We start from the raw sequence: 15,055 nt of genomic DNA on the forward strand, positions 1-15,055 counted from the left end.
TAACACGCCGATGACGGTTGAGGAGTTGGACACCATGCTGAGCCAGATCAAACAGATCCTTTCGACCTCCCGCGATACGCTTCTCTACGATTTCGCGGGGGTGTTGGCACTGGGTGTCATAACCGTCGGATTGCTGCATCTGCCGGGTCTGATCTGACCCTTTCGATTTCTGCCTGCGGTCGCACGCCCGAAACCTTTTGACCCGCGCAAGGGTCTGTCCCCAACCTTCCCCTTGCCCGAGCCTCTGCCTGATGGCCCCTGGTTATTGCCTGACCAGATCGGCCCCCGGTTTTGGATCACGCCGACACGCACACCTTGCCGCCGCCTTCGGGATCCCCCCCGGAGTGCGGCGGTTTTTTTTGTCCGGAGGTGTCAGGCGCAGGCGGCCTGTTCGGCCTCGGCCATGGCCTCGGCGGTGGCGTCGAAGGCCAGCATGATCGAGGCGTGGCGATTGCGGTAATCGCGGGCGGGCTCCAGCACATCGTAGCCGTCGAAGGGGCCGTCGGGGGGCGGTGCGCCTTCCTTGAGCATGGCGCGCAACTGGTCGCGCCCGGTCTCGACCTCGGCGCGGGTCCGCCCGATGATGTTGCGCGCCATCAGCGCGGCGGAGGCCTGGCCAAGCGCGCAGGCTTTCACATCCTGCCCGAACCGCGCCACGACGCCATCTTCCAGATCCAGATCGACGGTGACGGTCGAGCCACAAAGCGGCGCGCGTTTGCGGATACTGGCCTGCGGGGCCTCCAGCCGGTCGGTCAGGGGAATGTCGGCGGCCAACGCCAGGATGCGCTGCGAATAGAGCTTGATCAGGTCGGTTTCGGTCGTCATGGCTTTTCCCCTCGGGTCACTGCCTATAGGTAGCGACGTGCAGGCGAAATGCAAAGAGAGGCGCGGCATGAGTTTCGACCCCACAAGTTTGACATATGACGAGGCCGGATTGCTGCCCTGCATCGCGCAGGAGGCGGAGACCGGCGAGGTGTTGATGCTGGCCTGGATGAATGCGGCGGCGGTGGCGCGCACGCTGGAGACGGGCCGCGTGACCTATTGGTCGCGGTCTCGTCAGGCGTTCTGGGTCAAGGGCGAGACCTCGGGCCATGTGCAGGAATTGGTGGAGCTGCGGGTCGATTGCGACCGCGATTGCCTGCTGGCGCTGGTCCGGCAAGCGGGACCGGCCTGCCATACCGGGCGGCGGTCGTGTTTCTATACTGCCGTGCGGGACGGGGATGAGGTGGAGATCATGGCGCCCGAGGCGTGAGCATGGGAGCCTCCGGCGGGAGTATTTGGACCAAGAAGATGGGGCAGGGGCGCGCGCGTTAAGGTTAATCGCGGGTGTGTTAACCTTGAGGTGGCAGGCCCACGATGCGGCGGATGTCGTCGGGTGTGGCCCCCTCGGCGCGGTAGGTGCGGATGGCGCGGGCATCGTCGCGCTTGGCCAGGCGCTTTCCGGCCGCGTCCCGGATCAGGCGGTGGTGATGGTAGACGGGCGGGGACAGCCCCAGTTCCCATTGCACGAACCGTTGCAGAAAGGTCGCCTCATAAAGGTCCTCGCCGCGTATGACATGGGTGATCGCGGTCTCGGCGTCGTCGATGACCACGGCGAAATTGTAGGAGGCGGCCATGTTGGCGCGGGCCAGGATGGGGTCGCCGACCTGTGTGAGAAGGTGCTCGGCCGTGACCTCATGGTCCCCGGCATGGGCCGGGCCGGTCTCGGTGAAGGCGGGCATTCGGGACGGCGGTCCGACGGTGGCGGCGAGGTTGTAGCGCAGCGCGTCCGTCGGCGCTCGATCGGCATAGGGGCGGGCGCGGCAGGTGCCGGGATAGATCAGGCCATCAGGGCCGAAACGCGGCACGCCCTCTTGCGGGGCCGAGGCGGCGGCCTCGATGTCGCGGCGCTTGCAGCGGCAGGGATAGACCGCGCCCGTGGCCTGCGCGAGGCTGTCGATGGCGCGTTGATAGGCGTCGAAATGATCGGATTGGCGGCGCACGGGGCCGTCCCAGGTCAGGCCGAGCCAGCGCAGGTCATCATGGATCAGATCTTCCCATTCAGCCCGCGCACGGGACTGGTCCAGATCGTCGATGCGCAGCAGGAAGCGGCCCCCTTGGCTGCGCGCCATGTCATGGGCGAGCATCGCGGAATAGGCGTGGCCCAGATGCAGGGGGCCGGTGGGGGATGGCGCAAAGCGTGTCGTGAATGTCACGTTTTTTCAAGGACGTAGACGGTGGCGTTCAAGTCGATGCCGGGCAGGTGGGGGCCGTGTTCCTCGAAGATCATTCGCGCGGTGCCGCCATTCACCACCTCCGCCAAACCCTGCGTGTAGCTGTCATCGGCCAGCGCGTGGTCGTTATAGGAAAACACCAGGTAGCCGCCCTTGGGCAGGGCCGTCAGCGCGGTCTCCAGCATCGAGACGGGGGCCGCGCCGGGGCTGATCACGCCGACAGCGCAGATCGCCTGATAGGGGCCGGGGGGCAGGCCGCCATCGGGTTCACCTTCGTAAAGCTGGCGGTAGAGGCCACGGGCGCGGGCCTGCTCCAGCATGCCGTGCGACAGGTCGGTGCCGTCGATGATCGAGAAGCCCTTGAGCATCAGCGCCAGCCCCGAGAGGCCCGTGCCGCAGCCCAGGTCGAGGATCGGTGCGTTTGTCTTCAGGCCGGTTTGGGCCAGCGCGGCGGCGCAGCGTCCCGGCGTGGCATAGCCGTTCGCGGCGATCTCGTCGTCATAGCTGGCGGCCCAGGCGTCGTAATGCGCCCGCACTTCCGTTTCACCGCGTTTTCCGTAGGATTTCGTCAGGAATTTCTCTGTCATGGCGGGACGCTACCAGCCTGCGCGGGCTGGCGTCCAGTTCAAAGCACCAGCGCCGGTTCCCCTGTCAGCCAGCCGGTCCAGGCCGTCTTGGCGCGGTCGGTATAGCCCTTGTAGCGCGCCTTGCGGTTCTTGCGCCCGCCCTTGAGGTCGATGGGGGGAAAGAGGCCGAAATTCACGTTCATCGGCTGGAACGTCCTGGCCTCGGCCCCGCCGGTGATGTGATGGATCAGCGCGCCCATGGCGGTGTCCTGCGGCACGGGCGGCAGCGTCTGGCCGAGGATCTCGGCAGCGGCGAGGCGCCCCGCAAGAAGCCCCATCGCGGCGGATTCGACATAGCCCTCCACCCCGGTGATCTGGCCCGCAAAGCGGATATGGGGGCGCGAGCGCAGGCGCATCTGGTCATCGAGCAGCGTCGGCGAGTTGATGAAGGTGTTGCGATGGATGCCGCCGAGGCGGGCGAAGCGGGCATTTTCCAGACCCGGAATCATCCTAAAAACAGAGGTTTGCGCGCCGTACTTCATCTTGGTCTGGAAGCCCACGATGTTGAACAGTGTGCCAAGCTTGTTGTCGCGGCGCAGCTGCACCACCGCGTAGGGTTTCACATGCGGCGCATGCGGGTTGGTGAGGCCCACGGGCTTCATCGGGCCGAAACGCAGGGTCTCGCGGCCCCGTTCCGCCATCACCTCGATGGGCAGGCAGCCGTCGAAATAGCCTGCGGTCTCACCTTCCTTGAAGGCGGTTTTCTCGGCGGCCAGCAGCGCGTCGATGAAGGCCTCGTAGGTGGGTTTGTCCATCGGGCAGTTCAGATAGGCGGTGCGCTCCTCCTGGGTCTCGCCCTTGTCATAGCGCGACTGCATCCAGGCCTTGGACATGTCGATGCTGTCGGCATGGATGATGGGCGCGATGGCGTCGAAGAAGGCGAGGCTGTCCTGGCCCGCCTCATCGGCGATAGCCTGCGCCAGCGGGCCGGAGGTCAGCGGGCCGGTGGCGATGATGGCGGGGCCGGTCTCGGGCAGGGCGGTGATCTCCTCCTCGCTGACCGTGACCAGCGGATGCGCGCGCAGATGGGCGGTGACATCGGCCGCGAAGGGCTCGCGATCCACGGCCAGGGCGCCGCCCGCGGGCAGGCGGTGGCGGTCGGCCATGGACATGATCAGCCCGCCGGCCTGGCGCATCTCCCAATGCAGCAGGCCCACGGCGTTCTGTTCGTCATCGTCCGAGCGGAAGGAATTGGAGCAGACCATTTCCGCCAGGTGCCCGGTCTGATGCGCGAAGGTGCCGACCCTGGGCCGCATTTCGTGGATAACGACCGGAACGCCAAGGTTGACGGCCTGCCAGGCGGCCTCGGACCCGGCCATGCCGCCGCCGATGATATGAATGGGTGTGCTCATGGGCCGGATATAGAACGGGCCGAGGCGATTGGAAAGCCTCGGCCCGTTCGGCAGGAAGGTCAGGCCGCGGTGGCGGGTCTCAGGCGGCCATCCAGCGCCAGGGCGCCCGCGCCCGCGACGGCCAGCGCGATGTAACCGCCTGCCATCGCCACGTTCTTCAGGAACATGGTCATCTGCGCGCTGTTGGCGGGGTCGAAATGGTAGAGCGCAGCGGTCACGACGCTGAACGCGGCCAGGGCCAGCGCGGTCAGGCGGGTCTGGAACCCGATCAGGAGGGCGAAACCGGCCAGGATCTCAAAGAGGATCGCGGGCCAGGCCAGGACCGCGGGCAGGCCGCCGGATGCGAGATAACCGGCGAAACCCTGGACATCGCCCAGTTTGCCGAAACCGGCCACGATGAAGATCAGCGCCATCAGGACGCGGGCGGCCAGAAGGCCGTAGGAAAGGGGGTTGGACATTGAAGCCTCCGACAAGTGGTCCCAGGATGTCTGGGTCGGAGATCTGTGTAGTGTGGAACGAAACCGCAGATCAATCTCGACTTGTGTGCATGGGTGCGGAGGTTTTGTTCGGCTTTGCGACGCCTATCCCGGCTCGATCAGATCCCACCGGTTGCCGTGGAGATCGCGGAAGACGGCGACGGTGCCGTAGGGCTCATGCCGGGGGGCTTCCTCGAACTGGACGCCTGCGGCCCGCATCCTGGCGTGTTGCGCGGCGAAATCGTCGGTATGCAGGAAATAGCCCACCCGTCCGCCCGCGTGCTGGCCAATCGCCGGTGCCTGTTCCCCCACGGCGCGGGCGATCAGGAATGAGGTCTCGGCCCCCTCATGCGGGGCGACACGGATCCAACGCTTGCCCCGGCCCATATCGGTATCTTCCAGCAGCACCCATCCAAGCGCCGCTCGGAACCAGGCAATGGCCGCGTCATAATCATCCGTCAGATAGGCGGTGGCGAAGAGGGTCTGTTTCACGTCCGGTCCAGTGCATATCGCCCCGGCCCATGCGCGGCCAGCACCAGGAACCCGCCCGCAATGGACCAGTTCTTGACAAAGATGGTCATCTGCCAGGGATCATCGGGCAGGAAATGAAAATAGCTGGTGACGGCGCAATAGGCGGCTGACGCCAGCGCGAAGGGCCGCGTCAGCCAGCCCGCGACCAGCGCCAGCCCGGCGATGCCGTTGAACAGAAGCGCGGGCCAGGCCAGAAGCGGCGGCAACCCGCGATCCGTCAGAAGCGTCATCGCGGGTTCCGGGTCGTTCAGCTTTTGCAGCGCGCCCAGGATGAAGAGAAGCGCCAGCAGGAGCCGCCCCGCCAGCGCCGCCGCATCGCTCATGCCTCGGCCTCGTCGCCCTCGTCCCCCTGATCGGCGATCCAGGCGACCGAGACGACCTCTTCGCCCTTGCCGGTGTTGAACACCTTGACCCCGCCCGCCGAGCGGGAGCGGAACGAGATGCCCTCGACCGGGCAGCGGATCGACTGGCCCTTGGAGGTGGCCAGCATGATCTGGTCTTCGAGCAGGACCGGGAAGGCGGCGACGATCTCTCCGCCGCGCATCGCCTTGTCCATCGCGGCGACACCTTGCCCGCCCCGGCCCCGGACCGGGTAATCGTGGCTGGAGCTGAGCTTGCCCTGGCCGCCTTCGGTGATGGTCAGGATCAGGTCTTCGGCGGCCGACATTTCCGCGTAGCGCTCGGGCGACAGTTCCCCCGGCGCGACTTCGTCTTCCTCGCCCTCCTCGGTCACACCAGCCATCAGGCGGCGCTGCTTGAGATAGGCCGCGCGTTCCTCGGCGCTGGCCTCGAAATGGCGGATCACGGCCATCGACACGACCTTGTCGCCATTGGAGAGGCGGATGCCGCGCACCCCGGTCGAATCGCGGCCCTTGAAGACGCGCACATCGGTGGTGCGGAAGCGGATGGCGCGGCCCGCATCGGTGACCAGCATGACATCGTCATCCTCGGTGCAGATGCGCGCGTTGACCAGTTCGACGCCCTCGGGCAGCTTCATCGCGATCTTGCCGTTGCGCATGACATTGGTGAAATCCGACAACATGTTGCGCCGCACATCGCCCGCCGTGGTGGCAAAGACGATCTGCAGATCGCCCCAGTCTTCCTCATCCCGATCGACGGGCATGACGGCGGCAATGGACACGCCCTGCGGGATCGGAAGCAGGTTCACGATCGCCTTGCCGCGCGAGGTGCGCCCGCCCTGCGGCAGGCGCCAGGTCTTCATCTTGTAGACCATGCCGTCAGAGGTGAAGAACAGAAGCGGCGTATGCGTGTTGGCCACGAAAAGCGTGGTGACGACGTCGTCTTCCTTGGTCGCCATGCCGCTGAGGCCCTTGCCGCCGCGCCGTTGCGCGCGGAAGTCGATGAGCGGCGTGCGCTTGATATAGCCGCCCGAGGTGACCGTCACGACCATATCTTCGCGCTCGATCAGGTCTTCATCCTCCATGTCGCCGGACCAGTCGACGATCTCGGTGCGGCGGGGGACGGCGAACTGGTCCTTCACCTCGGCCAGCTCGGTCGAGATGATCGAGAGGATGCGGTCGCGGCTGGACAGGATATCAAGGTAGTCGCGGATCTTGGCGGCAAGCTCCTGCAACTCGTCCGTCACTTCCTTGACGCCGATCTGGGTCAGGCGTTGCAGGCGCAGCTCCAGGATGGCGCGGGCCTGGGTCTCGGACAGGTTATAGGTTCCATCCTCGTTGGCGCGATGGGTGGGATCGTCGATCAGCGCGATATATTCCAGGATCTCGCCCGCGGGCCAGCGCCGCGTCATCAGCTTTTCACGCGCTTCGGCGGCATCGGCGGAGGCGCGGATCGTGGCCACGACCTCATCGACATTCGAGACCGCGACGGCCAGGCCGCAGAGGATATGGCTGCGTTCGCGCGCCTTGCGCAGCTCATAGGCGGTGCGGCGCGCCACGACCTCTTCTCGGAAATCGAGGAAGGCGGTCAGGAACCGGCGCAGCGTCAACTGCTCGGGACGGCCACCGTTCAGGGCCAGCATGTTGCAGCCGAAACTGGTCTGCATCTGGGTAAAGCGGAAGAGCTGGTTCAGCACCACCTCGGCGGTGGCGTCGCGTTTCAGCTCGATCACCACGCGCACACCGATCCGGTCGCTCTCGTCCTGGACGTGGCTGATGCCTTCCAGCTTCTTGTCGCGCACCAGTTCGGCGATCTTCTCGATCATCGAGGCCTTGTTCACCTGGTAGGGAATCTCGTCCAGGATGATGGCGTAGCGGTCCTTGCGGATCTCCTCGACGCGGGTTTTTGCTCGGATGATGACGCTGCCGCGCCCCTCAAGATAGGCTTTGCGCGCGCCGCTGCGCCCCAGGATGATGCCGCCGGTGGGGAAGTCAGGGGCCGGGATGAACTCCATGAGCTGTTCGGAGGTCAGGTCGGCATCCTCGATCAGCGCCTGGCAGGCGTCGATCACCTCGCCCAGGTTATGCGGCGGGATGTTGGTGGCCATGCCCACGGCAATGCCGCCCGCGCCATTGACCAGCATGTTGGGAAAGCGCGAGGGCAGGACGGTCGGCTCGCGGTCCTTGCCGTCGTAATTGTCCTGGAAATCGACCGTGTCCTTGTCGATATCGGCCAGAAGGGACGCGGCGGGCTTGTCCATCCGCACCTCGGTATAGCGCATGGCCGCCGCGTTATCGCCATCCATCGAGCCGAAATTGCCCTGCCCGTCCAAGAGGGGCAGAGACATGGAAAACGGCTGCGCCATGCGCACCAGCGCGTCATAGATCGCGCTGTCGCCATGCGGGTGATACTTGCCCATCGTGTCGCCGACGGGGCGGGCCGATTTGCGATAGCTCTTGTCATGCGTGTTGCCGCTTTCGTGCATCGCATAGAGGATGCGCCGATGCACCGGCTTCAGCCCGTCGCGCAGGTCGGGGATGGCGCGGGAAATGATGACGCTCATCGCGTAGTCGATGAAGCTGGTCTTCATCTCCTCGGCGATGGAGATCTGGGGGCCATGGGGAACGGGCGCGGGCCCGTCGGTTTCGTCCATGTTCTCAGGGGGTTCTGGCGTATCGGTCAAAGGCGGGCTCGCGTCCTGTCCAAGCGTCTATATCTAGTTGTCGCGCACTATAGAGACGCAGGTTTTGGGGTGCAATGGCCCGGTTTCACAGGGTTTGGCACTCCTCCCTCACGGTGGGTAACAAGTTGTTTTATTTGATTTTTAACGAAACCGGCGCATGATCGGATCGGGGAGGGCAAACCAAAGAGGCAGAAAATGGCAAATCGAGAGACCGAGTTGATGCTGAAAGGCTACGGCCTGACCACGGCCGAGATGTTCTATCACATGCCGGATTACCCGCATGTCCTGAACAGTTTCACCTGGCAGGATTATGACCTTGCGCCGGATCACCCGCGCCTGTTTTCCTTCATCGAGTTCTGGCAAGACAAGATCGAGGGCGCGCTGCATTCGGTGCGTTTCACGCATCGCAAGATGATCGGCGATGGGAAATGGCGCAACGTGGTGGGGGAGTTCACGATCCCCTGACCCTCAAGGGCGTGCGCCCCTCCTCACCCCCCGTTCCGGAGGGCTCGTCAGAGCGCGGCCTGCCGGCGGCAGGTATTTCCAGCAAAATGAAAGCAATTCGACTAAAATTTTCGGCTTCTTTGTTCTGAAAATATCCGCGGGGGGCCGCTCAAAAGCGGCGGGGGCAAGGCCCCCTCCACCCTGTCTGCCTGGCGCAGGTCACGCCTTGGCGCGCTGCAACATCCCGAAGAGGTCGCGCGGATCGTCGGGGTCGGCCAGCATGTCGAGCTGGTCGAACAGGTCGGTCCCGTCCAGACGGTCGCGGATATAGCGCAGGGCCGAGAAATCCTCGATCGCGAAGCCCACGGAATCAAAGAGCGTGATCTGGCTGGCCGAGCTCCGGCCCGCCGCCTGCCCCTCGATCACCTGCCAGAGCTCGGTTACCGGGTGGTCCTCTGCCACGTTCTGGATCTCGCCCTCCACCCGCGTCTGGGGCGGGTATTCGACGAAGATGTCGGCGCGGTGCAGGATCGCAGGCGCCAGTTCCGTCTTGCCCGGACAGTCGCCGCCGATCGCGTTGATATGCACGCCCGTGCCGACCATGTTGTCGGTCAGGATCGTGGCGTTCTGCTTGTCGGCGGTGCAGGTGGTGATGATCTGCGCGCCTTCCATCGAGTCCTCGGCACTGCTGCATTTCACCACCGTCAGGCCCTGGCCCTCAAGATTGCGGGCGGCCTTGTCGGTGGCGGCCCGGTCGGTGTCATAAAGGCGCACCGTGGTGATGCCGCAAATCGCCTTCATGGCGAGGCTCTGGAACTCGGACTGCGCGCCATTGCCGATCATCGCCATCGTTGTGGCGCCCTTGGGGGCGAGGTATTTCGCCACCATCGCCGAGGTCGCCGCCGTGCGCAGGGCGGTCAACATCGTCATTTCTGTCAGCAGCGTCGGGTAACCGGTCGCCACATCGGCCAGGAGGCCGAAAGCGGTGACGGTCTGCAAGCCTTCGCGCGTGTTCTTGGGGTGGCCGTTGACGTATTTGAACCCGTATTGAATGCCGTCCGAGGTCGGCATCAGCTCGATCACGCCCTCCTTGGAATGGGCCGCGATGCGGGGCGTCTTGTCGAAAAGCGGCCAGCGGCGGAAATCCTCCTCGATATAGGCGGCAAGCTCCACCAGCATCCGCTCGACGCCGATGGAATGCACCAGCCGCATCATGTTGTCGACCGAGACGAAGGGTACGAAGGCGCGCTCGGAGGGTTTGGGCAGGGACATCTGGGGCCTCCTTCAGGCGAAACTGCGGGTCGGGCGGTCGAAGACGCGGCGGCCCATGAGCGATGCGGTGAGATCGACCATCAACGACGCGGTGCGGCCGCGATCATCGAGGAAGGGGTTCAGTTCGACAAGGTCGAGCGAGGAGACCAACCCGCTATCATGCAGGATCTCCATCACCAGATGCGCCTCGCGGAAACTGGCGCCGCCCGGAACCGTGGTGCCGACGGCGGGTGCGATCTCGGGGTCGATGAAATCGACATCCAGCGAGACATGCAGGAGGCCGTTCTCGGCCTCGACCCGCGCCAGGAAATCGCGCAGGGGGGCGGCGATGCCGTGTTCGTCGATGGCGCGCATGTCATGCAGGATCATGTCGGTATCCTGCAACGCGGCGCGCTCCTCACGATCAACGGAGCGCAACCCGATCATGCAGATATTCTCCAGAGGCACGGGGTTTTGCACCTTGGGGAAGCCGTCAAAGCCTTTCTGTCCCGTCACATAGCCCACGGGCGTGCCGTGCAGGTTGCCGGAATCGGTGGTCTGCGGCGTGTGGAAATCGGAATGCGCATCCAGCCAGAGGACGAATTGCGGGCGGCCTTGGGTGGCGGCGTGGTTGGCGACGCCCGAGACGGTGCCAAGCGCCAGCGCGTGATCGCCGCCCAGGAAGATGGGAAAGCACTGCGCCATGGCAGTCTCGGCAGCATCAGACAGCGCCTCGGTCCAGGCGATGTTCTCGGCCAGCTTGTGGATGTGGTGCGCGCCGGACACGTCGCGCAAGGGCGCGGGCGTGACATTGCCGAGGTCGCGGGGGGCGCGGCCAAGCTCGGTCAGGGTCTCGGCCAGACCGGCGGTGCGATAGGCGTCGGGGCCCATCAGGCATCCGCGGCGGCGCTTGCCGCAATCCATCGGCGCGCCGATCAGGAGACAGGGTGTATCGGTCATGGGGTGGCCTCGTCTGGTTCGGGTTGCGGCAGAGATAGTGAACAAACCGGGTCAAGCAGAAGGCTTCAATTTGTGCTATCTGGTGTTAGAATGATCGAAACGCGCAATTCAGGTGATCGAAATGGATGATATCGACACGCAACTGATCGCCGCCCTGCGCCGCGACGGGCGGGCGGCGCTGTCCGATCTGGCCACCACACTGGGGATCACGCGGGCCACGGTGCGGGCGCGAATCGAAAAGCTGACGCAGGCGGGCGAGATTCAGGGGTTCACCGTGCTGACCCGCGCCGATCTTGCGCAAAGCCCGGTGCGCGCGCTCACCATGCTGGGGATCGAAGGGCCGGGGATGGACCGCATCCGGCGGCAGCTTTCCGGCATGGCCGAGGTCGAGGCGGTTCACGCCACCAATGGCAAATGGGACCTGATCGTGCAGCTTGGCACCCCGACGCTGGAGGCGCTGGATGACGCGCTGCGCCGGATCCGGCGGCTGGACGGGGTGGCGACCTCGGAGACCAGCCTGTTGCTCAGCACTAGCCGCTATTCCAGACTCTAGGTTTGACGCGCAATTTGATCCGAAAACCGGTGCCCACTTTTTGGATTGCGCTTCAGGCGCGCCGCGCCGCCATCAGCCAGATCGCCACCAGCACCAGCGAGGCAATCGCGTTGTAATTGGCCATGGAAAGGCCGATGAACTGCCAGGAGATCTGATCGCAGAGCACGACCGGCGTGCCGCAATCGAGATCCAGCAGCCCGCATTCGGAGGTATCGAGGCCCCCCCCGCGTGCGGTGCAGGAGGTCGGGCCGCTCCACCAATGCCGCTCGACCCCGGTGTGAAAGAGGGCAAGACCGGTCGAGACCAGCATCGTCAGCGCGCCCGCCAACGCGACAAGGGCAAGGGGCAGGGCCAGCGCCAGCAGGGCCAGCACGATCGCCAGGCCATGCGGCCAGCGTTGCCAGTAACACATCGCGCACGGTTCGAACCCGCCCAGATGCTGGAACCCGAAGGCCCCGATCAGCAGCGCGGCAGAGCCGAGACCTGCAAGCAGAGCAAGCGAGCGGAATGTCAGGGTCATAGAAATTTCACCACGTAAAAGCCTCCCAGGAGCAATATCACGAAAAGGATGAACATCAAGCCGAGGCGGCGTTCGATGAAATCGCGGATCGGCGCGCCGAATTTCCACAAGAGCGCCGCGACGATAAAGTACCGCAGCCCGCGCGCGATCACCGACGCGACGATGAAGACCGGCAGGCTGAGGCCGGTGGAGCCCGACAGGATAGTGATCACCTTGTAGGGGAAGGGCGTGACCCCCGCGATCAGCACCATCCACGCGCCGAATTCGTTGTAGCGGGTGGCGAATTCGTCGAAATAGGCGTCCTTGCCGTAGAACTCCAGCACCGGGCGGCCCACGGTCTCGAACACGGAATAGCCGATCCAGTAGCCAAGCAAGCCGCCCGCGACCGAGGCGACCATGCAGATACCCGCGATCATGAAGGCGCGGCGCGGGGCGGCGATGATCATCGGGATCAACAGAAGGTCGGGCGGGATCGGGAAGACGGAACTTTCCAGGAAAGCCACGATCGCCAGGGCGACCAGCGCGTAGCGATGCTCGGCCAGGCCGAGGGTCCAGTCGTAGAGGCGGCGGATCATGCGGGGGGCGCTCCGGGCAAAAAACTCCGCAGGCGATGCCGCAAAAGCGGGCAGGGGTCAAGCGCGGCGCGCGGGACCAACAAGACAGGTGACAATGACCGACCGTTCGGTTAAAGAATTACCGGGAGCGGGAATCGCGACAAGATTGCATTGGATGGTTACAAAATCCCCGTCTATTGCAAACCACCGTAACGGGAGGCGGGGCAGAGGCCGGCAAAGACCGGAAAAAACCTTTGCAGACCGCACCCGATTTGCGTCTACGATACGATGTCACCAATTTTGGGAGGATAGGCATGACAAAGACCTTAACCACAGCGGCACTCAGCGCGCTGGCCCTGACCATGGCGGCCGCGCCCGTCTCGGCGCAGGATGCGGAAGTGACGCTGCGCTGCCAGCATTTCCTGTCGCCGCTGGGCTCCATCCCGCGCTATTTCATCGAGCCCTGGGCCGAAGCGATCGAGGAGCAGTCGGATGGTCGGATCGACGTGGAAATCTATCCCGCGATGCAGCTTGGCGGCGCCCCGCCCGCGCTGTACGATCAGATCCGCGATGGGGTGATTGATTGCGGTTGGGCGATCCCGTCCTACACGCCGGGCCGCTTCCCCGAGGCAGAGGCCATGGAACTGCCCTTCATGACCACCATGAACGCCGAGGACAGCAGCCGCGCCGCCTGGGCGTTCACGCAGGAATACCTGGCCGAACAGCGGTTCGGCGATGTGCAACTGATGGCTGTTCACGTGCATGGCCCCGGTGTCATCCACCTGGCCGGTGACCCGATCGAAGAGGTCGCCGATTTCGAGGGGCTGCAACTGCGCGGCCCGTCGCGTCAGGCCAACGCGCTGCTGGAACGTCTGGGCGCCACGCCCGTCGGCATGCCGGTCCCGGCCTTCCCCGAGGCGCTGAGCCGCGGTGTGGTCGATGGCGGCGTCATCCCGTGGGAGGTCGTGCCGCCGCTGCGCGTGCATGAACTGGCCAATAGCCACACCCAGATCGGCGGTGACCGGGCGCTCTACAACACCTATTTCATCTGGGCGATGAACCGGGATGTGTATGAGGGCCTGCCCGACGACCTGCGCGCCGTGATCGACGCCAATTCCGGGATCGAGACCTCGGCCGATGCGGGCCGCGCGATGGATATCGGCGACACCGCCGGCGAGGAAACGACCGCGGCCACGGGCAATACCATCGTGACGCTGTCGGACGATGTCGTGGCCGAGATGCGGGCCATCGGCGACGCGGTGATCGCCAACTGGATCGAGGAGATGAACGGCCTCGGACTGGACGGCGCGCAGATCGTCGAGGATGCCCGCGGATATATTGCCGAGTATGAAGGCCAGATCGCGGAAGACATGTAAGACGGGATCGGGCGCGCCGGGAACACCTGGCGCGCCCATCCACCTCCGGGGGCAGGGACATGGAGTATTCATCGGCACTGGCGGCGTTGCTGGCCCGCGTTGAGGAGACGCGCGACCAGATCGGCGATGCCTGGCCCTATCATGCCGACCCCGAAACCGGCGTCTGGGACACCGTCGATGACGGCGACTGGTGCGGCGGGCATTGGGTCGAGTGCCTGCGCATCGCGGGCCGGCTGCTGGGCAAGCCGGAATTGATCGAAGAGGCCCGCGCCCGCACCGAGAGGCTGCGCCCCAAGCTGGAGAAGGACGACCAGTTTCGCGGCCACCGCTTCTACTATTCCGCCGCGCGGCTTCATGCCGAAACCGGCGATCCGCACCTGCGCACGCTGGCGCTGGCCGCCGCCTATTCCATGCGCGCCATGGCGATCCCGCAAAACGGGGCCATGCCGATCGGCCATGAGGTGCAGGTCAAGTCCACCACACTGGCCAGCCGCCGGATCGTGGCCATCGACAATGTCCATCCCAACCTGCGGCTTGATTACTGGGCCGCCGCCGAAACCGGCGATCCGGTTTTCCGCGAAGGCGCGATGCGGCATCTCGACGTGACCATCCGCGATTTCCTGCGCCCTGATGGCTCCTCAATCGAATTCATCGAATATCGCCAGACCGAGGACCGGATACTGCGCCATTTCACCCTTCTGGGCGTGGATGACGACAGTTGCTGGAGCCGCGGCCAGGCCTGGGCCATCGCGGGCTTCCTGCGCGCCTGGCAGGAGTTCGGCGAGACCCGATACCGCGATGCGGCCCGCGCCGTCTTCGGCTATTGGCAGGGCAAGAGCGGCCATGCCGTGCCGCCCTGGGATTTCGCCGATCCGGACGGGCCGCTCGACACCTCGGCCAGCGCCATCGTGGTGGAGCAACTGGCCCGCATGGCGGTCGATTGCGACAACTCGGAGGCGCTGGAATTCCTCGACGCGATGGATCCGATGCTTGAGGCGCTCATCGGTCACATCCAACCCACCGGACGGCTGGTCAATGGCTGTTTCAACCAGCCGAAGGAATTCGCCAACCGGTCGGAACTGATCTGGGGCAGCGCCTACCTGCTGATGGCGCTGTCCTACCTGGAGGAGGGGCGGGTGATATGCTGAGGGCGCGA

Annotated in this window: 18 protein-coding genes; 6 read left to right on the forward strand and 12 right to left on the reverse strand. The window is 65.1% G+C overall.

Annotated features, from left to right (window positions below):
- The first annotated feature begins 34 nt into the window (after nt 1-34).
- Nucleotides 35-157 (forward strand): hypothetical protein, encoded by a 123-nt coding sequence (locus AC13C7_RS12420; protein WP_268879115.1) that lies wholly within the window; start codon nt 35-37, stop codon nt 155-157.
- 215 nt (nt 158-372) lie between these two features.
- Here the strand turns inward: AC13C7_RS12420 and AC13C7_RS12425 are convergent, their stop codons facing one another.
- A complete protein-coding gene (locus AC13C7_RS12425; protein ID WP_172321545.1) occupies nt 373-825 on the reverse strand; it encodes an iron-sulfur cluster assembly scaffold protein in 453 nt (150 codons plus the stop codon).
- Nucleotides 826-892: 67 nt separating this feature from the next.
- On the opposite strand from AC13C7_RS12425, the gene hisI reads away from it, so the two are divergent.
- Entirely contained in the window at nt 893-1,252 is a 360-nt protein-coding gene (gene hisI / locus AC13C7_RS12430; protein ID WP_172321546.1) for a phosphoribosyl-AMP cyclohydrolase, read from the forward strand.
- Nucleotides 1,253-1,331: 79 nt separating this feature from the next.
- Here the strand turns inward: hisI and gluQRS are convergent, their stop codons facing one another.
- From gluQRS to gyrA, 7 genes are all read right to left on the reverse strand, one after another.
- Nucleotides 1,332-2,195, reverse strand: coding sequence for a tRNA glutamyl-Q(34) synthetase GluQRS (gluQRS, locus tag AC13C7_RS12435; protein WP_482867666.1), 864 nt, complete (start codon nt 2,193-2,195; stop codon nt 1,332-1,334).
- On the reverse strand, nt 2,192-2,800 hold the full coding sequence (locus AC13C7_RS12440) for a class I SAM-dependent DNA methyltransferase (protein ID WP_482867667.1): 609 nt from the start codon (nt 2,798-2,800) through the stop codon (nt 2,192-2,194). The genes gluQRS and AC13C7_RS12440 overlap by 4 nt, the downstream gene beginning before the upstream one ends.
- 38 nt (nt 2,801-2,838) lie before the next feature.
- Nucleotides 2,839-4,191, reverse strand: coding sequence for a methylenetetrahydrofolate--tRNA-(uracil(54)-C(5))-methyltransferase (FADH(2)-oxidizing) TrmFO (gene trmFO / locus AC13C7_RS12445; RefSeq protein ID WP_482867668.1), 1,353 nt, complete (start codon nt 4,189-4,191; stop codon nt 2,839-2,841).
- 59 nt (nt 4,192-4,250) lie between these two features.
- Nucleotides 4,251-4,649: a DoxX family protein gene (locus tag AC13C7_RS12450; RefSeq protein WP_474887730.1), complete on the reverse strand. Its 399-nt coding sequence runs from the start codon at nt 4,647-4,649 to the stop codon at nt 4,251-4,253.
- 123 nt (nt 4,650-4,772) lie between these two features.
- Nucleotides 4,773-5,159 (reverse strand): VOC family protein, encoded by a 387-nt coding sequence (locus AC13C7_RS12455; protein WP_482867669.1) that lies wholly within the window; start codon nt 5,157-5,159, stop codon nt 4,773-4,775.
- The gene (locus tag AC13C7_RS12460; RefSeq protein ID WP_172321552.1) at nt 5,156-5,521 is read right to left on the reverse strand and encodes a DoxX family protein; all 366 of its coding nucleotides are present in this window, start codon (nt 5,519-5,521) and stop codon (nt 5,156-5,158) included. The genes AC13C7_RS12455 and AC13C7_RS12460 overlap by 4 nt, the downstream gene beginning before the upstream one ends.
- Entirely contained in the window at nt 5,518-8,211 is a 2,694-nt protein-coding gene (gene gyrA / locus AC13C7_RS12465; protein WP_235952805.1) for a DNA gyrase subunit A, read from the reverse strand. Before gyrA ends, AC13C7_RS12460 begins: the two co-directional genes overlap by 4 nt.
- A gap of 225 nt (nt 8,212-8,436) precedes the next feature.
- Between gyrA and AC13C7_RS12470 the strand changes: the two genes are divergently transcribed.
- Nucleotides 8,437-8,706 (forward strand): usg protein, encoded by a 270-nt coding sequence (locus AC13C7_RS12470; protein ID WP_446120375.1) that lies wholly within the window; start codon nt 8,437-8,439, stop codon nt 8,704-8,706.
- A gap of 198 nt (nt 8,707-8,904) precedes the next feature.
- Here AC13C7_RS12470 and AC13C7_RS12475 read toward each other — a convergent pair whose 3' ends face one another.
- On the reverse strand, nt 8,905-9,957 hold the full coding sequence (locus AC13C7_RS12475; RefSeq protein WP_482867670.1) for an ornithine cyclodeaminase: 1,053 nt from the start codon (nt 9,955-9,957) through the stop codon (nt 8,905-8,907).
- A gap of 12 nt (nt 9,958-9,969) precedes the next feature.
- The gene (rocF, locus tag AC13C7_RS12480) at nt 9,970-10,896 is read right to left on the reverse strand and encodes an arginase (protein WP_482867671.1); all 927 of its coding nucleotides are present in this window, start codon (nt 10,894-10,896) and stop codon (nt 9,970-9,972) included.
- Between the two features lie 121 nt (nt 10,897-11,017).
- Here rocF and AC13C7_RS12485 point away from each other — a divergent pair, with 121 nt between their 5' ends.
- Nucleotides 11,018-11,449: an Lrp/AsnC family transcriptional regulator gene (locus AC13C7_RS12485; RefSeq protein ID WP_446120381.1), complete on the forward strand. Its 432-nt coding sequence runs from the start codon at nt 11,018-11,020 to the stop codon at nt 11,447-11,449.
- A 52-nt stretch (nt 11,450-11,501) separates the two neighbouring features.
- On the opposite strand, the gene AC13C7_RS12490 is transcribed toward AC13C7_RS12485, so the two are convergent.
- Both AC13C7_RS12490 and AC13C7_RS12495 read right to left on the reverse strand, forming a co-directional pair.
- Nucleotides 11,502-11,969, reverse strand: coding sequence for a disulfide bond formation protein B (locus AC13C7_RS12490; protein WP_482867672.1), 468 nt, complete (start codon nt 11,967-11,969; stop codon nt 11,502-11,504).
- On the reverse strand, nt 11,966-12,544 hold the full coding sequence (locus AC13C7_RS12495; protein WP_482867673.1) for a YqaA family protein: 579 nt from the start codon (nt 12,542-12,544) through the stop codon (nt 11,966-11,968). The genes AC13C7_RS12490 and AC13C7_RS12495 overlap by 4 nt, the downstream gene beginning before the upstream one ends.
- A 293-nt stretch (nt 12,545-12,837) precedes the next feature.
- Between AC13C7_RS12495 and AC13C7_RS12500 the strand changes: the two genes are divergently transcribed.
- A complete protein-coding gene (locus AC13C7_RS12500; RefSeq protein ID WP_482867674.1) occupies nt 12,838-13,899 on the forward strand; it encodes a TRAP transporter substrate-binding protein in 1,062 nt (353 codons plus the stop codon).
- 59 nt (nt 13,900-13,958) lie between these two features.
- Complete coding sequence (locus AC13C7_RS12505) at nt 13,959-15,047, forward strand: hypothetical protein (protein WP_482867675.1); 1,089 nt, start codon at nt 13,959-13,961, stop codon at nt 15,045-15,047.
- Nucleotides 15,048-15,055 lie beyond the last annotated feature (8 nt).

This window comes from Alterinioella sp. B-7 (assembly GCF_056857775.1).